Source organism: Novosphingobium sp. (assembly GCF_036820275.1).
GTDB lineage: Bacteria > Pseudomonadota > Alphaproteobacteria > Sphingomonadales > Sphingomonadaceae > Novosphingobium.
Genome location: NZ_DAISLT010000032.1, coordinates 23,550 through 48,486 on the forward strand (window position 1 = coordinate 23,550; position 24,937 = coordinate 48,486).

At 65.8% G+C, this 24,937-nt stretch carries 15 protein-coding genes; 5 read left to right on the forward strand and 10 right to left on the reverse strand.

The window, feature by feature from the left end:
• Positions 1–7 precede the first annotated feature (7 nt).
• The 3 genes from V7066_RS20745 to V7066_RS20755 all read left to right on the forward strand — a co-directional run bounded on the left by V7066_RS20745 (position 8) and on the right by V7066_RS20755 (position 6,097).
• Positions 8–808, forward strand: coding sequence for a type IV toxin-antitoxin system AbiEi family antitoxin domain-containing protein (locus tag V7066_RS20745; RefSeq protein WP_334184887.1), 801 nt, complete (start codon positions 8–10; stop codon positions 806–808).
• A 218-nt stretch (positions 809–1,026) separates the two neighbouring features.
• Positions 1,027–3,504, forward strand: a complete 2,478-nt coding sequence (locus V7066_RS20750) for a TonB-dependent receptor (RefSeq protein WP_334184888.1) — start codon at positions 1,027–1,029, stop codon at positions 3,502–3,504.
• 415 nt (positions 3,505–3,919) lie between these two features.
• Complete coding sequence (locus V7066_RS20755) at positions 3,920–6,097, forward strand: TonB-dependent siderophore receptor (protein ID WP_334184889.1); 2,178 nt, start codon at positions 3,920–3,922, stop codon at positions 6,095–6,097.
• A gap of 96 nt (positions 6,098–6,193) precedes the next feature.
• Here V7066_RS20755 and V7066_RS20760 read toward each other — a convergent pair whose 3' ends face one another.
• Positions 6,194–6,874, reverse strand: a complete 681-nt coding sequence (locus tag V7066_RS20760) for a Fe2+-dependent dioxygenase (protein ID WP_334184890.1) — start codon at positions 6,872–6,874, stop codon at positions 6,194–6,196.
• Positions 6,875–6,891: 17 nt separating this feature from the next.
• The gene (locus V7066_RS20765; protein WP_334184891.1) at positions 6,892–9,237 is read right to left on the reverse strand and encodes a TonB-dependent receptor; all 2,346 of its coding nucleotides are present in this window, start codon (positions 9,235–9,237) and stop codon (positions 6,892–6,894) included.
• A gap of 233 nt (positions 9,238–9,470) precedes the next feature.
• Between V7066_RS20765 and V7066_RS20770 the strand changes: the two genes are divergently transcribed.
• Both V7066_RS20770 and V7066_RS20775 read left to right on the forward strand, forming a co-directional pair.
• Complete coding sequence (locus V7066_RS20770) at positions 9,471–10,187, forward strand: response regulator (RefSeq protein ID WP_334184892.1); 717 nt, start codon at positions 9,471–9,473, stop codon at positions 10,185–10,187.
• Positions 10,187–11,608 (forward strand): ATP-binding protein, encoded by a 1,422-nt coding sequence (locus V7066_RS20775; protein ID WP_334184893.1) that lies wholly within the window; start codon positions 10,187–10,189, stop codon positions 11,606–11,608. The genes V7066_RS20770 and V7066_RS20775 overlap by 1 nt, the downstream gene beginning before the upstream one ends.
• On the opposite strand, the gene V7066_RS20780 is transcribed toward V7066_RS20775, so the two are convergent.
• The 8 genes from V7066_RS20780 to V7066_RS20815 form a co-directional block, all read right to left on the reverse strand.
• Complete coding sequence (locus V7066_RS20780) at positions 11,605–12,966, reverse strand: sensor histidine kinase (protein ID WP_334184894.1); 1,362 nt, start codon at positions 12,964–12,966, stop codon at positions 11,605–11,607. The two genes, V7066_RS20775 and V7066_RS20780, sit on opposite strands and share 4 nt — an antisense overlap.
• A 1-nt stretch (position 12,967) precedes the next feature.
• Positions 12,968–13,642, reverse strand: a complete 675-nt coding sequence (locus V7066_RS20785; protein WP_334184895.1) for a response regulator transcription factor — start codon at positions 13,640–13,642, stop codon at positions 12,968–12,970.
• Between the two features lie 9 nt (positions 13,643–13,651).
• Positions 13,652–15,037: a TolC family protein gene (locus V7066_RS20790; protein ID WP_334184896.1), complete on the reverse strand. Its 1,386-nt coding sequence runs from the start codon at positions 15,035–15,037 to the stop codon at positions 13,652–13,654.
• A complete protein-coding gene (locus V7066_RS20795; RefSeq protein WP_334184897.1) occupies positions 15,034–18,135 on the reverse strand; it encodes an efflux RND transporter permease subunit in 3,102 nt (1,033 codons plus the stop codon). The genes V7066_RS20790 and V7066_RS20795 overlap by 4 nt, the downstream gene beginning before the upstream one ends.
• Positions 18,135–19,115 (reverse strand): efflux RND transporter periplasmic adaptor subunit, encoded by a 981-nt coding sequence (locus V7066_RS20800; protein WP_334184898.1) that lies wholly within the window; start codon positions 19,113–19,115, stop codon positions 18,135–18,137. Before V7066_RS20800 ends, V7066_RS20795 begins: the two co-directional genes overlap by 1 nt.
• 232 nt (positions 19,116–19,347) lie before the next feature.
• Positions 19,348–22,422 (reverse strand): efflux RND transporter permease subunit, encoded by a 3,075-nt coding sequence (locus tag V7066_RS20805; RefSeq protein WP_334184899.1) that lies wholly within the window; start codon positions 22,420–22,422, stop codon positions 19,348–19,350.
• Entirely contained in the window at positions 22,422–23,513 is a 1,092-nt protein-coding gene (locus V7066_RS20810) for an efflux RND transporter periplasmic adaptor subunit (protein WP_334184900.1), read from the reverse strand. Before V7066_RS20810 ends, V7066_RS20805 begins: the two co-directional genes overlap by 1 nt.
• The gene (locus V7066_RS20815) at positions 23,510–24,880 is read right to left on the reverse strand and encodes a TolC family protein (protein ID WP_334184901.1); all 1,371 of its coding nucleotides are present in this window, start codon (positions 24,878–24,880) and stop codon (positions 23,510–23,512) included. Before V7066_RS20815 ends, V7066_RS20810 begins: the two co-directional genes overlap by 4 nt.
• Positions 24,881–24,937: the final 57 nt, after the last annotated feature.

Below are 24,937 nucleotides of genomic sequence, written 5' to 3' on the forward strand. Positions count from 1 at the left end.
GATGCGAATGCTTCGTTACAACGTCCGGCCACGAAGCCCCATTTCTGCGTCCGATGCCGCCTTGAGTTTGGAAATCAGAGCCTCGGCCAAAGCAGGGGAAAAGGCGGCCGGAAACGCGCTTGTTACATTCGGATCGCTTGCGTTTCGAGAGCGACAGATCGTCGTCATCCTGCGTTCGCTGCTTCATCCCGCAGATCCGGTACGCTCGTCGGACAATGAAATGCGCGCAAAGCTTTCAGGTTCATTGCGGGAGGCTTTCGAATGGTTGGCCCGCGAGGCCATTGCTCATAGCATCGTCGTGTTCGCGCCCGGCGCCCCCTTCGTCAGCTTGGACGAAAACACAATCATCCACCGCATCTCGGCCCTGCAAAGGCCCTCGTTGTCCGGCAACTGGCGTCTCGCCAATCCGCTGCAACTGGCGATGAAAGCCTGCGCGGAGGGACTGAAGAGCGATGCCAGGCGCTTGCCGGCGAGAGCCATACTGCTGGAACGGGACACCTCGGCGAACCCATCGCTGCGGATTGAATACAGCGGTAAGCGTCCACTTGCCCCGGCATGCGACAATTACCTACCGCGCCGGCAGAAGCTCTGGGACGGCGCATCGGAACCCCCAACTGGATCGCTGCGCGCGAAGGCGCTGGAAATTGTACGCCGTCATCAACTCGCATCCACCGCACAGTTCCTCGCGGTAGGAATAACGCACCAGTACTTGAGTAGCCTCCATCGCCAAGGCTTCGTGGAGCGCATCGGGCACGGCGTCTATCGCTACCCGAGAAGGCTGGAAGCCCCAGGAACACCAAAGATGTAATTTTCACTTTAACAACACACCACAATCAACAGACATAGTAGTTACGGTCGCGATGATTATCACGGCCGCACTTCGTGTTGTCAAAAATACAATTATATTGAAGCTATATTGTTACGATTTGTATCGGTTTGTTTATTTTACATCTTGCTAGAATCGCGATTGCTTCGCATTAGCGCCTCCTCAAACAAAGCTTGTTCACAGCTATCAGGGGGTATCACGTGTCTCTGTCCCGTCTCCGTTCATCATCGGCCTCGGCGCCGGCCTATCTTGCCATGAGCTGCCTCGGTCTTGCGGCGAGCCCTGCCGTTGCACAGGAAGTCAGCCAGCCCACCTCCCCGCGCCTCGGTGGCGTCACCGTCACCGACACCGCCATCGAGGAAGACAGCTACAAGACCGACAAGGTAGACTCTCCAAAGTATACCGCACCGCTGGTCGACACGCCGCGCTCGATCACCGTCGTTCCGGCGCAGGTCATCAGGGATACGGCATCGGCCTCGCTTGCCGAGGCGCTTCGGACCGTTCCCGGCATCACGTTCGGTGCCGGCGAAGGCGGCAACCCGCAGGGCGACCGGCCCTTCATCCGCGGGTTCGACAGTCAGGCGAGCACCTATCTCGACGGCGTGCGCGATATCGGCGCTCAAAGCCGCGAAGTCTTCGCCGTCGAGCAGATCGAGGTCGTGAAGGGCTCGGACAGTTCGATGGGGGGCCGCGGCAGCGCCGGCGGCAGCCTCAACCTCGTGTCCAAGGTGCCCACCGCCGATCGCTTCGTCGCAGCCAGCGGCAGCCTCGGCACGGACGACTACAAGCGCGTCACCCTGGATGTGAACCAGCCGCTGAACGACTTCGTCGGCCTGCGCGTCGCGGCGATGTGGCATGACCAGGACGTGGCCGGTCGCGATGCCATCTGGTCGAAGCGCTGGGGCGTCGCGCCGTCGGTGAAGCTGGGCCTCGATGGTCCCACCAGCCTCACCGTCAGCTACTATCACCTGCAGAGCGACGAACTGCCGGATTCCGGCATTCCCTATCTCTACACCAGCGGCAACGTACCCGCCGGCATTGCCGAAACCACGCCGGCGGAAAACTACACCACGATCAGCGGTGTGGAAGTGAACCGCCCGCGAGGCGCCTTCTACGGACTGAAGGACCGCGACTTCCGCAAGACCAACGTCAACAACTTCACGGTTCGCGCTCAACACGAATTCGACAACGGCATCACCCTGCGCAACACCTCGCGCTATGGCCGCAGCGAGCAGCGCTACATCCTGTCGCAACCCGACGACCAGCAGGGCAATGTCTACGGCGCCAGGAATTCTGCCGGCGTCATCACCGCCCCGGGCGGCCAGGTCTGGCGCCGCGCCAATACCCGCTACGGCTACTCCGAAGGCCTGATCAACCAGACCGACCTGTTCGGCGAAGTCAGTCCCTTCGGGCTCAAGAACAACTTCGCCGCCAGCTTCGAATGGGCGCGGGAAAAGGCGGCCACCGGCTCTTATGTCTCGAACCCCGCGACCGGAACGGCGATCGCCACCGGTTCGAGCGTCAGCCCGCGATGCAGCACGCTGATGGTGCAACGTTACAATTGCACCTCGGTGGGCAATCCCAACCCGAGCGATCCCTGGGTAAGCTATGCCAGCGATGCCGCGGGCGCAGGACCGGCGGCAATCCAGCGCAGCCTGCCAAAGACCCAGACGCTCACCCGCATCAACAGCTGGGGTGCCTCGCTGTTCGACACGATCACCATCACCGACAACCTGCTGCTCAACCTCGGCGGACGCTATGATCGCTACCATACCGAAGTCAGCCCCGGCCTGACCGCCACGTCCACCGCCAGCCGCAGTTGGGTGAGCCGCACCGACAACTTATGGAACTACCAGGCCGGCCTGATCTTCAAGCCGACGGCCGACAGCAGCATCTACATCTCGACGTCGAGCTCAGCCACGCCCCCGGGCGCCTACGCCGGACAGGGGCAGGAAGGCAACGCCCTCAACACAGGCAACCAGAGCCTGACCGATCAGCTCAAGATCGAGAAAACGAAGTCCTACGAGATCGGGACCAAGTGGAACGTGCTGAACGACACCCTGGCGCTGACGCTTGCGGCTTTCCAGACCCGTACCAAGAATGCACGCACAACGGGTGAAAACGGCACCGTGGTCTTCGCCGGCGATCGCCGCATCCGCGGTTTCGAGTTCGGGTTCAACGGCAATATCACCCCCGAATGGAACGTCTTCGGCGGCTATACCTACATGGACGCCAAGATCGTCGACGGCGGCATAACCACTACCACCAACACTGCGACTGGACAGACCATCTACGCTCCGGCGGTGAGCACCGGCACACCGTTCCCCAATACGCCCAAGCACAGCTTCACGGCATTCACCAACTACAACGTGACCTCGAAGTTCACGATTGGCGGCGGTGCGATCTACATGAGCAAGGTCTACGGCGGCATCCAGGAAGTGGGCGCCCGCACGATTACCAACGGTCAACTCGTCCTGCCCCGTACTCTCGTTCGCGCAGTGCCCAGCTATTGGCGCTTCGATGCCAATGCTGCGTTCAAGATCAATGATCTGGCGCAGCTTCAGCTGAACGTGCAGAACGTCTTCAACAAGCTCTACTACGACAAGGCCTATACGGCGCACTTCGCCAATCAGGCGCCTGGACGCACAGCGATCCTGACACTCAACGTGAAGTACTGACCCTTCCTTAGCGAGAAAACACGTCGGCTCGTCTCCGAAAGGAGGCGGGCCGATGCTCGTTGGGACGCGGAGTGGCCGCGCCCGAAAATGCGAATGCGAACAGACTTCCGAAAGCGCGGCTTGTCACGGATTCAACGCCCTTTCGAAGTTAGGTCGCTTTCCCAGACTCTTGGCGTTCTGCCGTTCGATCGGGCTTCCCCGCTTGCGACAACATTGGCAAAAATCAATTTGCGAGTGCGGTGCAATAGCGCTAACGGCGCGCGCCGGGACTTCCCCGGATTCAGGCATTCTCAGGGTGCTTGCCGAGCCGTGCTGTGGTGCCGCCCTTGCCGTCAAGGTTCGCTCGTCCCCGACAGAGCGGCCACCATAAGCGCTCGCTGCCTGAGCCTATTGCCCAATCAAGGAATGCCGACCCATGTTGACGCTTATTCCCGCGACTGTCGCGGCTGCATCGCTGGCCGCCAGTCCGGCCGCCGCTGCCGAAGCGCCGACCGGTGCCGGACGGACCCCCGCCCGCTCCGAGGCTTCGACCGACGAAGCCCAGACCGGCAGCGAAATCGTCGTTTCTGGCCAGCGCGAACAGTACGTGGGTGAGGTCCCCGCACGCGACGTGCCGCAGAACATCCAGACGATCAATGCCGCGACGTTGGCGCGGACCGGCACCACGCGCCTCTCGGACGCACTCGACATGGTGAGCGGCATTTCCCGGCAAAACAGCTTCGGCGGCCTGTGGGACAGCTACGCCGTGCGCGGATTTGCCGGTGAGATCAACGTCCCCAGCGGCTTCCTGGTGAACGGCTTCAACTATGGTCGTGGCTTCGGCGGACCGCGCGACCTCTCCGGCGTGGAGCGCATCGATGTCCTCAAGGGACCGACTTCCGCGCTCTTCGGGCGCGGTGAGCCTGGCGGAACGGTCAATATCGTCACACTCAAGCCCCAGTTCAGCCCGACCGGCAGCGCCACCGTCCAGGCGGGCAGCTACGACAGCTACCGGGCCGAGGCGGACTATACCGGGCCGCTCAGCGATAGCCTGGCAATCCGCATCAACGGCGCCGTCGAGGACATGGGAAGCTTCCGCGACTACGTGAAGACCGAAAAGCAGACCATCTCGCCTTCGCTGCTCTGGCGGCTCGGAGACGACACCAGCCTGTCCTACATGTTCGCCTATACGCACCAGGAAATCCCGCTAGACCGCGGTGTTCTGGCCGTGAACGGCAAGCTGGGCGTGATCCCCGCCAGCCGTTTCCTGGGTGAGCCCGCCGATGGGCCGACCCGCACGAACGACTATGGCCACCAGTTGCAGGTCCAGCACGATTTCGGTTCGGACTGGAGCGCTCTTGTCGGTTTCGGCTATCGCACCACGGACCTGACCGGCTTCAGCACCTGGCCCGAACTCGTCGCATCGCGGCAGCCCATCTTCACCGACGGACGCACCCTGTCGCGCCAGCGCCGCTATTACGACTACAACACCAGCGACCTGACGGTTCGCGGCGAGATCACCGGCAAGATCAGGACCGGCGGCATCGTGCACCACATCATGCTGGGCGCCGACTACGACCGCTTCGTCTTCGACAACCGCCTCTATCGTTCACGGCCGCCGCTTCTGTCCACCAATCCGACTTTCGACGAACTCTACGCGATCGATATCTTCGACCCCGTCTATCGCCCTGCGGACCAGTTGCCGGCGACCACGGCCGTCATCTACAACCAGCGCGAGCGCGCCGTCAGCAGCGGCATCTACTTCCAGGATCAGATCGACCTGCTTCCGAGGCTGAAGGCACGGGTCGGCGTCCGCTACGACGATTATCGCCAGTCGATAGCGATCCGCGCGACCGGCGCGACCACGCACCAGCATCAAACTGCATTCAGCCCGCAGGCCGGACTGGTCTACGAGCCCACCGATACGGTCTCGCTCTACGTCAGCTACGGTCAGGGTTTCCGTGCCAACACCGGCAACGACTTCGCTGGCAAGCCCTTCGATCCCGAGAATACGGAATCGTTCGAAGCCGGCGCGAAATACGCCAGCCGCGATGGCCGCATCACGGCCTCGCTGGCCGCCTTCACGATGACCAAGGACAATATTCTCACTGCCGACCCGGTGCACCAGGGCAGTGCCATCGCCATCGGCCAGGCCCGCAGCAAGGGCGTCGAGTTCGATGCGAGCGCCCGGCTTCCGGCGGGTCTGCGCATTCTGGCCAGCGCCTCCTACGTCGACGCCTATGCCACTTCGGACGTGCTCGACCCCGATTTCGGCAAAGTCGTCGCCGCCGGCGATCCCCTCATCAACATCCCCAAGTTCAGCGCCAATGCGCTGGTGTTCGAGGACTTCGAGATCGCCGGCCACGCGGCAAGCCTGGGCCTCGGCGTCAATCGCGTCGGCAAGCGTATGGGAGAAACGGGTACCACCTTCATGCTCCCGGGATACACGCTCGTCCGCGCGCTCGCCTCGTTCGACGTGACCGATCGCCTGCGACTGAATGCCGAAGTGAACAACCTGTTCGACCGCACCTGGTATGCGAACAGCTATGCCGCGCTTTGGGTCTATCCGGGAGCACCCCGCACCTTCACGGTTCGCCTGCGTTATCAGCTCTAGTCCTGTTTTGGCAGGACTGGGATTGTATTACTCCCATGGCGCAAGATGCGTGATTGATGAGGAGCCGCCTTTGAAGAAGGCTGTGACCTCAACGGATCACAGGTCCGCCCACTGCCGCAGCAGGTTGTGGTAGACACCGGTAAGCTGGATCAGGGCCTCGCCATCCCCGCCGGTCTGGGTCAGGCGCTGGATTGCCATGTCCATGTCCAGCAGCATTTCTCGGCGGGCATCCTCCCGCACAAGGCTCTGAACCCAGAAGAAGGATGCCACCCTCACCCCCCGCGTGACCGGCTCGACGCGGTGGATGCTGGTGCCAGGGTAGAGCAGCATCGCGCCCGCAGGCAATTTTACGGCATGGGTGCCGAAGCTGCCGCGGATGACCAGTTCTCCGCCCTCGTAACTGTCCGGATCGGCCAGAAACAGCGTGGCGGACAGGTCAGTGCGGACCCGTTCGCGCGTGCCGTTGATCGGGCGGATGGCATTGTCGACATGAAAGCCGAAATCGTGCCCTTCGGCATAGCGATTGAACAGCGGCGGATAGATCCGCTGCGGTAGCGCAGCCGACATGAAGACGGCGTTCGACGCCAAGGCCTGAAGTATCCGCTGGCCGAACTGCTCGGCCAGCGGATGGGTTTCGGAGAGCTGCTGATTACGCTTGGCCTTGGCCGACTGTGCCCCGGCCGTGACCTTGCCGTCGAGCCAGTCGGCAGCTTCCAGGGCTTCGCGCATGCCGCGCACTTCGTCTGGGGTCAGGACATCGGGAATTTCAAGCAGCATGACGCTCTCCAGCGGGCTTAGAATGCGAAGTCGAGGCTGCCGCTGACCGTGCGCCCGGCTCCCGGAATACCGTAGAGCTGGAAGCCGTCCAACGAGGCGCCGATCCGCGACCAGTAGAACTTGTTGGTCAGGTTCGCCACGTTGAGGTTCGCCGTCACGTTCTCGTTCACATGCCAGCGGACAGCCGCGTTCTGTACGATGAACGACGGCGCCTTTTCCTGGTCGAGCGTGTAGATCGCATAGACGCCGGAAGGCCCCATGGCGTAACTCGACATGTTATTGAGACCACCGACGTAGTTGTTGTTCGTGTAGCGGCGACGGCCGACATATTGCGCGCCGTAGCTCAGTTCCACACCCGAACCCACCTTGTAGGACGTCCAGAGACTGCCGCCCCAGTCAGGCACGTTGGCCGCTTCGACGCCTTCGTTCACGCCCTTGGTGATCTTGCTCTTGAGGTGCGAGAAGCTGGCGATGATCGACCAGGCCGGCGTAATCCGGCCGTGGGCCTCCAGTTCGAAGCCATCGACGCGCTTGGAGGGAAGTGCACGCACGGGCGAGGTGTCGTCGGCGTTGTACTCCCAGGAATCGGAGAGCTCGGTGCGGAACACCGCTCCGGTCAGGCCGAGCGCACCGCCAAGCAGATCCCACTTGCTGCCCGCTTCCCAGGTCCGCGACTTGGCGGGCTTGAGCGCGGCGGTTGCAGCGGCACCGTAGATCGTGTCGTTGGTGGTCAGGCCCACTGCCGAGGGCTGCGCGGCCTGGCTGTAGGAGACGTAGACTGCCCCCGCCTCGACCGGCTTGTAGACGAGGCCGAGACGCCCGCCGATCGCCGTGTCGCTGCGGCTGGCCGTCACCGACTGCGCCTTGAAACGGTCCGCGCGCAGGGCGGCCTGCACTTGCCAGCCTTCCGCCAGCGTGATCGTGTCGTTCAGGTAGATGCCTGCGCTCTCGACCTTGGCGCGCGCGTTGCCGGCGCCCTTCACGACGGTCGTGGAGGCGAAGCCGGTGGTCCTGGGATTGGCGAGATCGAAGAACATATCTCCGGCCGGCGCCAGCATGGAGCGCTCGTGATCGCCGTAGTATTCGCGGAACAGCTCGATACCGGCAGCCAGGTCGTGCTTGATTCCGCCCGTGTGGAAGCTGGTCTTGATGTCGGTCTGGCTGTCGTAGATCTCGTAGCGCTTCGAAGTGCCGAAATCGCTTCCGCGCAGATAGCCGTAAGCGCCCGTATCGACGTTGGCGTAGTCGGTGTAGGCGCTCACTGTCCCGACCGAGCTTAGTCCGCCAAGCCCGACATAACCCAGCGTGGCGCAGCGGGTGCCCGTGCAGGTCTTGTTGCCATCGGCGTCGGCGGCGGTGAAACGGGCCGGAGCATACACGCCCCAGTTGTCCGAGCGCTCGTAGCGCAGCTGGCTGCGCAACGTCGTTCCCGCCGACAGGTCGTGCTCGATCCGGCCCGTCAGGGTGTCGATCTGGGTATGCTGCGCGTATAGCCCCGCCGCGCCATACCAGGCATCCTTGCCCACGTTGGGCATGCGCTGGCCCTTGGTGCCGCGCTGGATCGGCTGACCGCCGTCCGGGGTGTTGTCATCGCGCTGGTGGAACCCGTCGAGATAGAAGCGAGTGGACGTCCCCAGCCCCGTCGCCAGGGAGACCGCAGCGCCGTAGCGTTCGTAGTCCACCTCGTTCCGGCGCGCCACGCCGTTATAATGGGACATCAGGTTTACGCGCAGGGCCGTGGTCTCGCCCAGCATCTGGTTGATGTCCGCCGCCGCCCGGCGATAGTTCTGGCTGCCGAGACCGAAAGTGCCGCGATAGAAGCTGCCGAGCTGGGCCTCCTTGCTGACCAGATTGACGCTGCCGCCGACCGCCGAAACGCCGGATTCGACCGATCCGGTGCCCTTGAAGACTTCGGCCTGCTCCATGTTGAAGATATCGGTGCGGCTGGACATGCCGCCGTCGCGAACGCCGTCCACCGTCACGCTCTGCTCGGTCGAGAAGCCGCGGATCGTGAAGAAATCGCCCCAGCCGAGGTTGCCCTCACCGGACGTGAAGGTGATCCCCGCAACGTTCTTCAACACGTCCTGCAGGCTCAGGGCATTCTGCTCCTTGAGCGTCTCGGAAGAGATGACGGAGATGCTTTGCGGAGTATCGCGCAGCACCTGCGTCATCTTGGGCGACTGCACTCTATCGACCTTGTACTCGTCCTTGATGGATGTGCCGTGCACGACCATCGACCCCAGCGGCACCGGCTCATCGACAGTCTGGGCGGCTGCCGGAACGCTCAATGCCATCAGGATTCCCGCCGGAGCGAGACGCGTAGTCGAAATGCGGCGGACCGCGCCGCCAGCAGCTTTATTCATGGCTCTTCCCTGGTATAATGCGATGCATTCGCAAATCGTCACCGCCGGTAGCAGTTCGAACCACGCGGTAAATCGGAAGAGAGACACAGTTTTGTACTGTATCGGCAGCTTATGTTTCGGATTGTAATGAAACTGGAATTTCCAACACATCGATACACATTCGCGCGAAACAATGCGCCCGTTTGTCTGGCAAGAAGCACGCCCTCTTACCCAGACTTCAAGGAATTGCTGCCGTGAGCGACCGAATCCTCGTAGTGGACGACGATGCCGGCATTCGCGGCCTGCTCTGCGAATATCTGAACTCCGCCGGAATGCAGGCCGAGGCCGCCGAGGACGGTCCGTCGATGTGGCGATGGCTTGAGAACAACCGGGCCGACCTCATCGTGCTCGACCTCATGTTGCCGGGTGTGGACGGTCTCTCGCTCTGCCGCTCCATCGCCGACCAGATCAAGATTCCGGTCATCATGCTGACCGCGCGCGGCGCCCTGATCGACCGCATCATCGGCCTGGAGATGGGGGCGGACGACTACATGCCCAAACCGTTCGACCCGCGCGAACTGCTTGCCCGGATCAAGGTCGTGCTGCGCCGTACCCGGCAGTTCCCGCCGGAAAGCCAGGTCGACGACGTCTCGCTCCTGGCCTTCGGCGGATGGCAGCTCGACACCCGGCTCAACCGCCTGCTTTCTCCCGACGGTATTTCGACTACACTTGGCGGCTCGGAGTTCCTGATGCTGCGGCTGCTTCTCAACCACCCGCACCGCACGCTGAGCCGGGACTTTCTTGCCGCGCAGGTCTACGGCAAGGATCGCGGACCGCTAGACCGCTCGGTCGATGTCTGCATCAGCCGCCTCCGGCAGATGCTGGGCGAAGACGTTCGCAATCCCCGGCTCATCCGCACGATACGCAATGGCGGGTATGTCATGGCGGTCGACGTGGTCATCGAGGCCTGATGCAGCGGATACCTTGGTCCCGGATGCACCGGGTATGGCCGCGCTCGCTTTCGGGGCGCATGGCCTGCATCCTCGTGGCCGGCCTGCTTGCCGCCCAGGCGCTCACCAGCACGATCTGGTTCGACCGCCGCCAGAGCGATCTGATGGACGTGCCTCTGCGTATCCTCGCGGTGCGAGCGGCCGCGACCATGAAGCTGCTTCAGGACCAGAGCCGGGAAGAGCAGGCGAGAACGATCGCACTGCTGACCGACCACCGTTTCCACCCCAGCCTCCTTGCCGCTCCGCCCGGAAACCTGCCGCCCCCCCACCCGCCTTCGGAGGAAGAGCGGCTGATAAAGGCGATCGCGCTCGATCGCCTGGGCAGGCCTGCCTATATCTGGGTGCTGAATTGCCAGCTCCTGGGTGACAGCGGCCGGCCTGCCGGGACGTGGTCGATGCTGGAAATGCGCTCGCCCTCGGTGCGCTACTCGCTCGTCCTTCATGAGCCGGGTAAGCCGCTATGGCTGCGAGTAGACGGCGTGGAAGGCGTGAAGGGCATCGACACCCACCGTCTCGGCACGATCGCGGATTATTTCCTCAGAATCTATGCCCTGCGTATCGTGATCGTGGTCCTGATCGCGCTCTTTGCGGTACGGCTCGCCATGAAGCCGCTGGCGCGCATGACGCAGGCGGCGGAGGCACTGGGCACCGACATCAACAGTCCCCCGCTCGAATCCCGCGGCCCCGTCGAAGTGCGCCGCGCAGCAGAGGCGTTCAACCGGATGCAGGCCCGTCTCATCGACAGTCTCGCCGAACGCTCCCGTTTCCTGGCGGCCGTTTCCCACGACCTGCGCTCGCCGATCACCCGACTGCGACTGCGGACCGAACTGTTGCCCGCGGAAGACCTGCGCGAGAAGTTCCGAAGCGAACTGGCCGACATGGAAGCCATGATCGATGCCACGCTGACATTCACGCAAAGCGGCGAAGGGGACACATTTCTGTCCGAAGTCGACGTGAATGTCCTTCTGGACGAAGTCGCTACAAGCCTGCGCGAACTCGGCGCGGAAGTAACCGTCACCGGCAGTGCAGCCGCTCCCCTCGTGTGCTTTCGGCTGAGCTTTCGGCGCTGCCTGCAAAACCTGATCGAGAATGCGGTACGTTATGGCGCGCGGGCAGACATCGAAGTCCGGGACGGAGCCGAAGAGCTGGAAATCGTCATAAGCGATATCGGTCCCGGAATTCCCGAGCCGGAACTCGTCCATGTGCTGGAACCGTTCTATCGCCTCGAAAGCTCCCGCAGCAGCAACACGGGCGGGTTCGGCCTTGGGCTGAGCATCGCCAACGCCGTGACCCGTGTCCATGGCGGTTCGCTCCAGATTGCCAACGGGACGGAATGCGGATTGATCGTCCGCCTGCGGATTCCCCGCAAGGCCAAGAACTAGGGCGCGTCGGGCCGCCGGGCGGGCAGCCGCAGTTCCACGGTGAAACCAGCCATCCCGCCAAGGATTTGCACGGAACCGCCATGGGCACGGGCTATGGCCTTCACCATGCTGAGCCCGAGGCCATGACCCTCGGTGCTGCGGGACCGCTCCGCCCGCGCAAAGCGCCGGAACAACCGGATCCGCTCGGCCTCGGTCACGCCCGGCCCGTCATCGGATACGGCAAGGACGATCTGACACCCCGAGACCTGCGCCTTCAGCTCGACCACCGTTCCCACCGGCGTATGGCGCAAGGCATTGTCCAGCAGGTTCGCCAGAGCCTGGCTCAGGAGGCGCCGGTCGCCCGCCGTTGCCAGGCCCGGCGGGATCATGCGCTGTAGCACCCTGCCGCTATCCTCGAAATCCGGCCTGTAGGTCTCGACCATCTGTTCGAGCAGCAGCGAGACGTCGATCTCCTGCCGGGGCAGCTTCTCGGAAAGCCCTTCGACTTCGGCAATCCGCAGCAACGACGCGAATATCTCCAGCAGTTCTGACGCCTGCTCCCGCGCATTCCCGATCAGGCTCTGCCGAACCGCCGGATCGTCCGCAGCCTCGGCCCTTTCCAGACTGCCGTAGAGCCGGGTCAGCGGCGTGCGAAGGTCATGGGCGACATCGCTCGACACTTGCCTGAGGCTCTCCATCAAGCTTTCGATCCGGTCGAGCATACGGTTCAGGGTGCCCGACAGTCGGTCGAACTCGCTGCCGGAGCCGTCGCGGGGAATGCGGCGCGCCAGATCGCCTTCGATGATCGCCTGGGCCGTCGCGTCGATCCGGCTGAGCCGCCGCCGCGTCACCCAGCCGACCAGACCGGCCGCCGCCAGGCCGAGCGCAAGCGTGGCCGCCATGGCACTCGCAAAGAGGCTCGCCAGAGTACGGTCGATCTCGTCGAGATCTGCGCGGTCCGCCGCCACGATCAGCACGCCGCCGGGAAGCCGCGTGGTCAGCGCCTGCGCGATCCCCTCACGCCCCGAGCCCTTGTGCCGGTAGGCAAGCAGTTCCTCGAAACCCTCTCTTGAAGGAACGTCAGCATCGAGCGCCCCGGCGAGAGCGTCGCCGCGCTCGTCCGCCAGGAGGTATTCGAGACTGGCGGTGGAACGTGCCGCTTCGCGTCGGCGGATCGCCGCGGCGAGCGCCGGCAGCCCTTCCCGACCGGCTTCCGCAAGCAATCCCGAAGTCTCGGCCGCGATGCGATGGTCGAGTTGCTGTTCGAGCCCCTCATGTGTCACTTCATAGGCGACCGCGCCGATCGCCACCGTGGCGAGCACGAAGACCAGCGCAACGGCCGCGACGAGGCCGGTGGTGGTCCTCCAGAACCGGCGCATTCTAGCGGCTCCGGATCATGTAGCCGGCCCCGCGGATGGTCTCGATGGCATTCTCCGCGAAACCCGCATTGAGCTTGGAGCGCAAGCGGCTGAGGTGGGTCTCGACGATGTTGGTCTTCGGATCGAAATCGAAGTCCCAGACCCGCTCCAGCAGCATCGTGCGCGTCATGATCCGGCGGGGGTTGCGCATGAGTTCAGCCAGCAGCGCGAATTCGCGCGGTTGCAAGGCGATACGGATGCCCTGCCGATCCACCGTGCGCCGGTGAAGGTCCAGCACGATGTCACCCACTTCCAGCCGGTGCGCCTCCGTGCGGACCGGGGGACGCCGCGCCAGCGCATTGAGCCGCGCCGAGAGTTCGGAAAAGGCGAAGGGCTTGACCAGATAGTCGTCCGCGCCCGCTTCCAGTCCGTCCACGCGGTCGGCAATGCCGCCCACCGCCGTCAGCATCAGCACCGGCGTGGCATCGGCAGCGGCGCGCAGGGCCTTGACCACCGAAAGCCCGTCCAGCCCCGGCAACATGCGATCGACGACGATCACGTCATAACCGCCGCCGGTCGCTTCGAAGAGACCGTCCCGACCGTCGCGTGCAAGCACGACGGCATGTCCGGCCTCTTCCAGTCCGCGCGAGACGAAGCGCCCGGTTTCCTCGTCGTCCTCGATCATCAGGATTCGCATAGCCGCAACCTAGCCCGGCTCCAGCCCAGTGCGCCAGCCACCTCCGAGCGCGCGAAACAGGGCAACTTCCGCAGCGGCCACCGCAAGATCGCTCTGCGCCTTGGCCAGTCGCGCATTGGCGAGGGTGCGCTCGGCATCGACCTGGAGCAACCCCGAGGCATCGCCCTGACGCACGCGGGCTGCGGAGCGCCGGGAATAGGCCTGCGCCTGTACCACCGCATCGGTCAGCAGAGCGTTGCGCCGGACTTCGGCATCGTAGCCCGCCAGCGCCGTTTCCACCTCCCGCAGGGCCTTCAGCACAACCACGTCCCACCCCGCCAGCGCCGCCTGCTCCGAGGCGCGGGACTGCGCCAGCTTCGCCCTGGCCGGTCCCTGATTGGGAAAGGCCCAGCTCACCAGCGGCGAGGCAACCGCGTCAAAACCGCCCGCCAGCAGCCCCAGCGCACCGCCCAGGTTGACGCGCGGATAGAGGGCCGCCCGCGCGACGCCCACCCGGGCGGCGGCGGCGGCGAGCTTGCGCTCGGCCTCGCGAATGTCGGGGCGGCGCAGGAGCAGCGCGGTGCCGTCTCCCACCGGAGCGGGTGCGGCAAGGCGCGGCGGCTTGGCGCAGGCGAAGCTATAACCTCGCGCTTCCGCCGGAGGCCGACCTTGCAGCGTGGCGATCCGGTAGAGCGCATTGGCCCGCTGCGCCTCGTAAGGCGCGACGGCCGCCCGCGAGGAAGCCGCCAGCGCAGCCGCCTGCGAGACTTCGAGCGGCGAAACCTCGCCCGCGCTCAACTGCTCGCGCACGAGCGCCAGCGAACGATCCTGCGCGGCGACGATCGCTTCGGCCTCGCGCTTGGACTGATTGGCCGAACAGAGATCGACATAGGCCTGTACCATGTCCGCCACGACCGTCACTTTCACGGCATCCAGCGCGGCCTGCTGGGCCTCCGCATCCGCCTGCGCGGCCAGTGCGCCGGAACGCAAACGGCCGAACAGGTCGATATCCCAGCTTGCCGTAGCGGCGATATCCCAGTCGCTGGCCGAGACCGACGCGGCGCTCGGTTGCTTGCTGGGATTGTCGAGCGTCAGGGCGCTTTCGATCGTCGTTGTCGGCAGGCGTGCCGCCTTGGCCTGCCGCAAGGCGGCGCGGGCGCCGTCGAGATTGGCATAGGCCACTCGCAGATCCGCATTGGCGGCAAGACCGCGCGCCACCAGTTCATCAAGCTGCGGGTCTGCATAGAGCCGCCACCAGTCGTCCGGAACCGGCGCGATCGAGGCGACCGGCAGAGCGGCGAAAGGACCCGTCGCAGCGGGGGGCGCGGCGGGAACCGGCGCCTTGGGCGCGGTCATGCAGGCGGAAGCGGCCAGCGCCAGGAGAGGCGCGCAGCACCGGGAGAGGCGGGTCTTCATGCCAGAACCTCCCCACGCTGTTCCCGCCGGGCGGAACGCTCCGCGCCGAAGCGCCCGTAGAGCGAGGGCATCAGGAACAGGTTGAGCACGGTCGAGGAGACCAGTCCGCCCAGGATGACGATCGCCATGGGATGTTCGATCTCATGCCCCGGCGCATTGCCGGCGACGATCAGCGGCACCAGGGCGAGCCCCGCACAGGCCGCGGTCATCAGGATCGGCACCAGCCGTTCCTCCGCCCCGCGCAGCAGCAGCGCGCGGCCGAACGGCACGCCCTCTTCCCGCTCAAGATGGCGATAGTGCGACAGCAGCATGATGCCGTTGCGCGCCGCAATGCCGATCACCGTCACGAAGCCGACCAGCGAACCGAGCGAGAGCGTCCCGCCGGTCAGCGCCACCGCAACCACGCCGCCGACCAGCGCGAAGGGCAGGCTCACCCCCACCAGCGCCGTGATCCGGCGCGAGCGGAACTCGATCCACACGAGCAGCAGAACTCCGATCAGGCACAGCGCGCCGGTGGTCCAGAGGCGCTGGCGCGATTCCTTGAGGGCCGCATATTCGCCGAGAACTTCGGGGTGATACCCTGCCGCGAACGTCACCTTGCCGACAGCCGCCTCCACTTCGCGGGCCACGGTGCCGAGGTCGGCACCGGAGACGTTGAGCGTGACGTCGAGGCGGCGCTGGCCGTTCTCGCGCTTCACTTCGTTAGGCGCGGGAACGATCTCCACCTCCGCCACGTCCGAGAGGCGTACCGGCGCACCGGCGGGCGACTGGATCATCAGGTCGCGCAGCGCATGGACGCTACCGCGCACGGCGGGCTCGCCCCAGAGCGCCACGTCGAAGGCCCGCTGGTCGCGGTAGATTTCGCCGACCTTCTGCTGCGCGACGAGCGTCTGGGCCTGGCGCCGGACTTCGCCTGCCGTCAGGCCGAGCCGGGCCAGTTCGGCGGGACGCGGGCGGATGCGCAGCTGCGCAACCAGCACCTGGCTTTCCAGCTTGAGATCGGCGACGCCCGGGATGCTCGAAATCGCATCGCGTACCCGCTGCCCGGCGGCGCGCAGTTCGTCCTGGTCTGGACCGTAGATCCGCACGACGACCGTGGCACCTGCACCGGTGAGCACTTCCTTGATGCGCTCGCGAAGATAGGTGAGCACGTCGCGGAACAGGCCGGGATAGCCGTCGACCACTTCCTTGATGCGCTTCACCGAGGCGTCATAGTCCGCCTTTTCGTCGAGGCTGATCCACAGTTCGGTGAAGTTGGGGCCGACCACTTCGTCGGCCTGCTCGGCGCGGCCGATATGGGCGCCGAAGTTGCGCACACCGGGAATGGAGCGCAGTTCCTTCGAGGCACGGATGGTGATCCGGTCCATCGCCTCGATCGACGTGCCGGGCTTCTCGACGAAGTGCATGAGGAAATCGGTCTCCCGGAAATCGGGCAGGAACTGGTCCTTGAACGTCGCATAGCCGACGCCTGCCAGAAGCAAGCCGCCCGCCACCACGCCGACCGCCAGCCTTGGTCGCCCGATCACGGCAGGCAGCGCACCGACGTAGCGCCGCTTGAGCCACCCGACGACGCGGGTATCACGCTCCGGCTTGAGCGGGGCATTCGGCAGGAGCATCAGGCACAGCGCCGGAGTGACCGTCAGCGCCACGAGCAGCGAGGCGGCGATGGCCAGCACATAGGCGACCGCCAGCGGCTGGAAGAACGTGCCCGCAAGGCCGCCGAGGAAGAAGATCGGCAGGAACACCAGCATCACGATCAGCGAGGCGAAGACCACGGCCGAGCGCACTTCCAGGGACGCGGCCAGCACGACCTCGAAGGCGGGCCTGGGACTTTCGGATTCGCGGTTGAGCCTGAGCCTGCGCGCGATGTTCTCGACGTCGATGATCGCATCGTCGACCACTTCGCCCAGCGCGATGACGAGACCGGCGATGACCATGACGTTGATCGTCGCCCCGCTCCACAGCAGCACCAATCCCGCCGCCAGCAGCGACAGCGGAATGGCGGTGAGGCTGATCGCCGCCTGCCGCCAGTCGCGGGTGAACAGGAACAGCACCGCCGCCACGAGCGCGCAGCCGATCAGCAGCGCCCGCGTGAGATTGTCGATCGAGCGTTCGATGAACGTCGCCGGACGGAAGATGGTGGTATCGACCTTCACGTCACCGAGGCCAGGCTTCAGTTCCGCGATGGCCGCCTCGACCGCGCGCGTGAGTTCGAGGGTGTTGGCGGTCGGCTGCTTCTCGACGATGAGCATGATGCCGGGCACGTCGTCGATGATCGCATTGCCGATCGGCGCGGCATAGCCGTCCACCACGCGGGCGACATCGCCCAGGCGCACCGGCGCATCTCCCGCCTGCTTGACGATCGCCTGCGCGAGCTGGCCGGCGTCCTGCACCATGCCCGCCTGCTGGACGGCGATGCGCTGGTTCGGCGTATCGACGAAACCGCCGCCGCCAACCAGCACGGCGTCGCCGACGGCCGCGCGCACTTCGGCCAGCGTCACGCCCGCCGCACGGAGCCGGTCGGGATCGACGAGCACCTGAAGCTGGCGGTCCCGCTGTCCCCAGACCGCGACATTGGCGACGCCGGGCACGGCCATCAGCCGCGGACGGATCGTCCAGCGCACGAGTTCCGAAAGCTTCATCTGGTCGAGCTTGCCGGAGGTCAGCCCGATCTTCATGGCGCGGCTGGTCGAGGACAGGGGCGGCATCAGCACCGGCTGACGGGCAGCGAGCGGCAGGCGCGCCTGCACTTGCGCCACGCGTTCGCCCACCATCTGGCGTGCGCGCATCACGTCGGTGCCGCGCTCGAACAGGATCTGCACCGAGGAAAGGCCCAGCACCGACTTGGAGCGCAGTGTCATCAGGTCCGGCACGCCGTTCACCGCCGTCTCGATCGGGACGGTGACGAGGCTCTCGACTTCCTCGGTCGAGAGGCCTGGCGCTTCGGTCTGGATCTCGACCATGGGCGGCGCGAATTCGGGGAACACGTCCAACGGCACATCGCGCCCGGCACGCAGGCCGAGCACGATCAGGACGGCGGCCAGCGCGAGCACGAGAACCCGCTGGACCAGGGCGAAGCGAACAAGACCGGCCAGCATCAGTGGGCCGCTCCGAATTCGGTGCCGAAGAGTTCCGCCGTACCGACGGAAACGACTTCGGCGCCGCTCTCCAGCCCCCGCGCGAGCAGCGCCTGGCCGTTCGTCTCGGAGGCGACTTCCACCCGCTGACGCACGAAAGTGTTCGGCGCGGTCCGGCGATAGACCCATTCGCCGCCATAGATGTCACGCACCACGGCCGAGGCCGGGACGGTGAGCCCGCGTTCCTGCCCGGTCATCGGCATGTCGACCGAGACCCGCTGGCCGACACGGAAACGTCGGTCGCGATTGTCGAGCGCGTAGTAGACATCGACCGTGCCGGCTGCGGTATTCGCGGAGGGCGGCGCGGGAACCGGACGCGCGCCGCGCGCGCCGTTCTGTTCGCCTATCGGCCGCACCATGGCCTCGGAACCCCGTGCCAAGGCGCCAAGGTCGCTGGCGAAGACCGAGGCCCGCACCCACAGGGTCGCCTGGTTGGCGAGCACACCCACGGCAGGACCGAGCAGCCGGCGTTGCTGCTGCGCCGCGTCCGCCAGCGCCTGCGCCGCTGCCAGCGCCGCTGCCGCCTCGTCGCGGGCACGGACGCTTCCAGCCTCCTCGCGGACGAGGGCTTCCGCCCGGTTAAAGGCAATGCGCGCCAGTCGGGCTTGAGCCTGCGTGCGGGCGACTTCGCCGTCCGCGGTCGCCTGCTGGGCACCGATCTGCTGAAGATTGCTGAGCGATCCGGTCGGCACGCCGTTGGCGCTCGTGGGCGGCACCACGACTTCACCGGCGACCTCGCGCATTCGCTGCGCGGAGCCGCCGCCAACCCGCGACAGGACGATGCCGAGCCGCCGCTGCGCCGCCGGCTCCAGCGTCAGCTTCAACAGCTCGGTCTCATGGGCGATCAGCTCCGCATGAGACGGTGGTGCGGGCGGCTTGGGCGATTTCTCTCCGCAAGCGGTGACGGCGATCGGAACGATCAATAGGAGAATCTGGCGCATACCGGATGCGCTACCCCACTGGCATTGGGGGAAACTGGAGCCTGCTATACAAATTCCCAATGTCGGAATCGCCATGCCGGACACCGACTTTGGCAAGAATGGCGGTCAGCGCCGCGAAAATGGCGGAAAGGATCGCCCAGAGAAGCCAGCTTTCGCTCCACGAGCCCAGCGTCATCGAACGAACCTCGTACGGCCCTCGACCATGCGCGCGCCGATGTAGCAGGCGCGCCGCTCAGGTCGTCGCAGCCTGAGCGGCAAGCTCATCGGTCCGACTGTCCTTCGGCAGGGTCAGCCGCACCAGGATCGGCATCGCCAGCAGCACCAGCGGATACTGGAGCAGCAGCCCGGCGATGATGGCGATCGCCAGCGGTTGCTGAATTCCCGAGCCCTTCCCGATCGCAAGCGCCAGCGGCAGAAGCGTGAGGATCGCCGCCAGCGTCGTCATCGTGATCGGACGCACGCGGTTGCGGCTCGCCTCGCGCGTTGCCTCGGCCGCTGGCATGTGACGGGCCATCTCCTCGAATTCGGAGACGTAGAAGATCGCCATCTCGGTGCCGATGCCGATAATCATCGTCATGCCCATCAGCGCGGTGATGTTGAGGTCCACTCCCGAAAGCCACAGGGCCGTAAACACCGCCGTCGTCGACAGCAACGAGCAGCCGATGATGATGACGGGCAGCCAGATTCGGCGATAGAGCACGAGCAGCAGGATGAACTCCGCGATCAGCGCGGCGCCGAATACCCGGATGAGCCCCGAGAACGCGATCTGCTGCTGCTGGTAGAGGCCGCCCATCTCGTAGCGCACCCCGGGCCCCAAGGCGCCCGGCTTGTCGAGCGCGGCTGTCACGTCGGCCACTGCCGCCCCGATGCCGCGCCCCTGGATGCGGCCGGTGACGGCCACCATCGGCTCCAGATTCTCGCGCGAGATCTGCGGCTGTCCGGCCACCGTCTCCAGCGTCGCGGCGCGCGATATCGGGAACAGGTCGCCGTCGCTCGCCCGGATCGGCAACCTGGCGAGATCGGCCTCGCTCATGGTCGGGGCGTTCGGCAGGCGCACGCGCACGTCCACGGTCTTGGTGGACTGCGCCAGCGTGGTCGCCACCGTTCCGCTCAACGCCGCCGAGAGCTGCGCCTCGACATCCGCGGGAGCGACGCCCTCCATCCCGGCGCGCACCGGATCGACATGAACGTCGATCGCGTCACCTGCCAGGCGCACGCCGTCCTTGACTTCGACCACGCCCGCGACCTTGGAAACGATGCCCGCGACTTTCTTCGCCTCGGCCTGAAGCACCGAAGGATCGGACGAGAACAGCTTGACCTCGATCGGCTGCGGAACGGCGGTAAGGTCGCCGATGAGATCTTCCATCAGCTGCGCGACCTCGACCTCGACGCCGGGCACCTTCAGTCCGACATCTTCGGCCACCGAAGCCGCCAATTCCTCGGTCGGGGTGGTGTGATCGGGCTTGAGCTTGACGAAGTAGTCGCCGTGGTAGCTCTGCCCCAGATCGCCCCCGAGGCCCGTGCCAAGGCGCCGCGAGAAGGTCAGCACTTCCGGGTTATCGCGCAGGATCCGGTCGACCTGGGCGATCTGCCGGCTGCTTTCGTCGAGCGAGGTTCCCGGGGCCGTGAAGTAATCCATCACGAAGCCGCCCTCGTCGACCTTGGGCATGAAGCCGGTCGGGACGTTCGAGTAACCGAGATAGCCGATGGCCAACAGGGGCACGAGCACCGCAGCCAGGATCCATGGACGCCGCGACAGGCCGTCGATGGCGCGGTCGTGCGTGCGACCAAGGCGACCGGCGCCTGCCTCGCCGGGATCGCGCCACGTGCGAAAATCGACCAGCCAGCGGACCAGCACGGGCACCACGAAAGCGGTCATCGCCCAGGAAATCGCCAGCGCCGCCGCCATCGTTACCGAGAGCGCCTTCGAGAAGGCGCCGGTGACGCCGCTGAGGAACGAAAGCGGCAGGAAGACGATCAGCGTCGCGAGGCTGGAACCGGTCAGCGGCGCCATGAACTCGCGGGCGGCCGGGATCACCGCGCTGTCGCCGACGACCTGACCGTCCGGCCCGGTCGCGCCCGCGCGGCGGGCAATATGCTCGACCATCACGATGACGTCGTCGATCAGCAGCCCCACGGCAGCGGCGATGCCGCCGAGCGTCATGATGTTGAACGACATGCCCAGGGCGCTGAGAACCAGAACCGTCGCCGCCAGGGTGGCGGGAACCACGATCGCCGCCACCAAGGTCACGCGCCAGCTGCGCAGGAACCAGAGCAGCACCAGCGCGGCGAGCACGAGGCCGATCAGCACGGCATCGCGAACGCTTGCCACGGATTCAGTTACCAGCTGGCTCTGGTCGTACCAGTTCACCAGCTTCACGCCCGGCGGCAGCTTCAGCGTCTCCAGCTTGGCCTGCACCTCCTGCGCGATCTGCACGGCATTGCCGTCCGGCTGTTCGTAGATGTTGAACAGCACGGCGGGGCGGCCGTCCTCGACGATGCGCTGCCACTGCGGAACGCGGCCGTTCTGCACGGTCGCGACGTCGCGCACCCGCACGATCCCGGCCGGATCGGACTGGACGACGATATCGCCGACCTGATCGGCCGTCAGCACGCTACGATCGGCGATGACCAGCGACAGGCGCCCCCGGTCCTGGACCTGACCGGTCGCGCTGAGCACGTTGCCGCTCCGGATCGCGGTGGCCAGATCGGTCATCGCCATGTTGTGATCGGCAAGGCGCTGCGGATCGGCAAGAACCTGGACTTCCGCCGTATCGCCGCCCTGCACGCCGACGCGGGCCAGCCCGGTGATCGAAGAAAGCAGCGGCGTGATCTGGTAGCGGGCCAGATCCTGCAGGGCCACGGGATCAGCCCTATCGGAAACCAGGGCATAGGAAATGATCGGGAAGACCGTCGGGTCCATCCTTCGCACGCCGTACTGGGTGCCGGAGGGCAGCTGCGGAAGAATGCGCGCCACTGCGGAATCGACCAGCAGCGTGCTCGACACCATGTCGCGGTTCCAGCCGAAGTCGATCGAGATCTGCGCCGAGCCGCGGCTCGTTTCCGAGCGGACATCCTGAACGCCGGGGATGGCGCGAATGGCTTCCTCGACCGGGCGCGTAACGGTGAGCGCGGTCTGGTCGGCCGGGCGACTGCCGGCATCGAGATCGACGACGACGCGCGGGAAGGAAACTTGCGGGAACAGGCCGATCGGCAGCGAGAAGGCGGCCACCAACCCCGCGACCGCCATGGCGAGCGCGATGAGGACGAAAGCCCGGGACTGCTTGTGGAGAAGCTTTTCGAGCATCAACGCCCCCGTCGCACGGTATCGCCGTCATTGAGCTGGTAGGCGCCGTCGACGATGACGGGCGCGCGGGGATCGAGCGGACCGGAGACGACGTCCCCCGCCGGCGAGGAAAGCGCCACCTGGACCGGCACGGCCTTGGCCTTCCCTGCCACGTCCTGGAAGATCCGCGCGGGTCCGTTGGCCGTCACCACGGAGGCGTGCGGCACCACCCAGCCGGAAACGTTGCCGGTCTGGATCGCAACCTGAACCCCTTCTCCCGGCAGCAGCGATCCGGCGGGGAACGAGACGTCGACATCGACCATGCGCGTGCGGGCATTGAGCATGTCGTCCACCCGGACCACTCTGCCTGCGATCTGCCCTGCACCCTCGTTCTGGCCGGAGAGACGCTGAAGCGTGACCGTCTGCCCGGGGCGCACGGCGGCCTTGCCTGCCGGGTCGATACCCACCGTCACCACGAGGCCGCCGGCCTTGGCGAGCGTCACGATCGGCGCACCGGGCTGCGGGCGGTCGCCCACGCCCGCCGAGACCAGGGTGACGATGCCGTCATAGGGCGCGCGCAGGGTCTGTACCGCACTGCCGGCGCCTTCGGCGGAAAGCCCCGCCAGCGCGATGCGGGCATCCGAAACCGCCTTGTCGGCCTGGACCAGCTGGTCGGAAGTGGCGAGCTGCTGGCTGAGCAACTGCGCTGTCGTATTGCGCTGCTTCTGTGCGGCAGCCAGCGCGTCTGCCGCTTGCAGGTAGGCGCTGCGGGCGGTCGGCGCGACCGCAAAGGTCGCCAGCACCTGCCCTGCCCTCACTGCCGCGCCCTGCGTCACGGCAAGCGAGGTCACCTGCCCGGGCTGTGCCATGCTGATGGTCGTCGTGCCGTTCTGGGATGGTGCGACGGCGCCATAGGCGGTGACCAGAGCCGGCAGCGAGCCCTGCTTCGCAGAAACCACGGCCACGGCGACGCTGCTGGAAGGCGGCGAATTCTGCGGGGTATTGCCGCCACAGGCGCAGAGCGCGAGCGTGAGGGCCGACGCTGCGAGATAGGGGGCGAGATAGGGGGCGAGATAGGGGGCGAGATAGGGGGCGAGATAGATGGATTTCACGGGCGGACTCCGGCAGGATCGGAAGGCAGGTCGGCGCCAGGAAGCTCGACGGAAGGAAGCGCGGCGCCGGTCAGCGTCTGGATGGCGATCTGGCGATCGAGAAGCGCAAGCTGGAGGGTGAGCACCTCCTGTTCCTTGGCGAAACGGTTCGCCATCAGGTCGAGGTAGGACCGCTCGTCGAGGCGCGATGCCTGGAATTCGCTCTGAGCCCGGCGCGCCGCCTCGCGCGCGGCGGGGAGATCTCGCAGTGTCGATTCCAGTTGGGTCGTCAGCTGGATCGCTTCCGAAAGCATCGCGCCCACTTCGCCGGTCGCGGCGGCGAGCCGGGCTTCATATTCGGCATGAAGCTGCGCGCGGGTGGCATTGGCAATGGCGACATTGCCCTGGTTGCGATCGAAGATCGGCAGGCCGAGCGTGACGTTCGGGCCGCCGTTGATGACCTTGGCGTTATCGCTCGCGACGCTGCCGCCCAGGACGAGATCGGGGAACTGTGACAGCACCGCCTGACGCACCCCCTCGTCGGCCGCGGCATAGCCGAGGCGCAGCGCCAGCAGGTCGGGACGGCGGTCCTGGAGCGACGGCAGGGCCGCGCGCACGGCAGCGGGGTCGAAGGGCGGAAGATCGACGCTCTGGGCAAATTCCACCGTCGCATCGGGGGCCAGGCCCAGCAGAGCATTGAGCTGATGCCGCAAGGCGAGCTGGTTCTGGTCGAGAACCTGCAGGGCGCTTCGCGAAACCTGGAGCGCAACCCGATCGGGGGCGATCGTAGCCAGCGTCACGTTACCCGCCGCCAGAGCCTTTTCCAGACGGGCGTTGCGGGCTAGCAGAATCTCGTACTGCTCCAGATAGACCGGCCGACTGTTCTCGCTCACGATCAGGTCGGCGGCAAGCTGCCGCGCCTTGCCCGCGACCTGCCACTCCTGCCAGACGATGTCCGCAGCGACCTGCTGCTCGCTGTCCTGCGCGGCCCTGCGACGCGACTTGTAGGTGATGAGCGCCTTGATGTCCTGAGAAAGCCCGAAGTTCCACGCCGGGACAGTCCCGACACCGGAGAGCAACGGCAGGAATGCCCCAGAAATTGAGGGATTCGGCAGAATTCCGGCCTGTTTCGTCTGACCGCCCGCCATGCCGCGACGCAGTCGGGCCGCCCGCAGATCGGGGTTGTTCGCAAGCGCCAGGGTCACCACCTGCTCGACCGACAGGAGGGCGCCAGGCGCCTGGGCTTCCCGCAACCCGCCGACGTCTTGTGCCAGCGGCGCGGAAGCAGGCAAGGGAAGCGGCGTATAATGCGCGCAGGCGGACAGAAGGCAGGCAGTAAAGCCCGCGGCGCCCGATGCGACGACTTTTCGAAGAGACGATCCAGCCATGAATGTCCACGCTTGAAAGGATGGCCGCGTGGCGCACCCGAGGGCAAAACTCCCCAA

Excerpts from the sequence above, each read along its gene's own strand:
- V7066_RS20745 (WP_334184887.1), top strand. The coding sequence starts at position 8 with ATGCTTCGTTACAACGTCCGGCCACGAAGCCCCATTTCTGCGTCCGAT.
- V7066_RS20755 (WP_334184889.1), top strand. The coding sequence starts at position 3,920 with ATGTTGACGCTTATTCCCGCGACTGTCGCGGCTGCATCGCTGGCCGCC.
- V7066_RS20760 (WP_334184890.1), bottom strand. The coding sequence starts at position 6,874 with ATGCTGCTTGAAATTCCCGATGTCCTGACCCCAGACGAAGTGCGCGGC.
- V7066_RS20765 (WP_334184891.1), bottom strand. The coding sequence starts at position 9,237 with ATGAATAAAGCTGCTGGCGGCGCGGTCCGCCGCATTTCGACTACGCGT.
- V7066_RS20775 (WP_334184893.1), top strand. The coding sequence starts at position 10,187 with ATGCAGCGGATACCTTGGTCCCGGATGCACCGGGTATGGCCGCGCTCG.
- V7066_RS20780 (WP_334184894.1), bottom strand. The coding sequence starts at position 12,966 with ATGCGCCGGTTCTGGAGGACCACCACCGGCCTCGTCGCGGCCGTTGCG.
- V7066_RS20785 (WP_334184895.1), bottom strand. The coding sequence starts at position 13,642 with ATGCGAATCCTGATGATCGAGGACGACGAGGAAACCGGGCGCTTCGTC.
- V7066_RS20790 (WP_334184896.1), bottom strand. The coding sequence starts at position 15,037 with ATGAAGACCCGCCTCTCCCGGTGCTGCGCGCCTCTCCTGGCGCTGGCC.
- V7066_RS20795 (WP_334184897.1), bottom strand. The coding sequence starts at position 18,135 with ATGCTGGCCGGTCTTGTTCGCTTCGCCCTGGTCCAGCGGGTTCTCGTG.
- V7066_RS20800 (WP_334184898.1), bottom strand. The coding sequence starts at position 19,115 with ATGCGCCAGATTCTCCTATTGATCGTTCCGATCGCCGTCACCGCTTGC.
- V7066_RS20805 (WP_334184899.1), bottom strand. The coding sequence starts at position 22,422 with ATGCTCGAAAAGCTTCTCCACAAGCAGTCCCGGGCTTTCGTCCTCATC.
- V7066_RS20815 (WP_334184901.1), bottom strand. The coding sequence starts at position 24,880 with ATGGCTGGATCGTCTCTTCGAAAAGTCGTCGCATCGGGCGCCGCGGGC.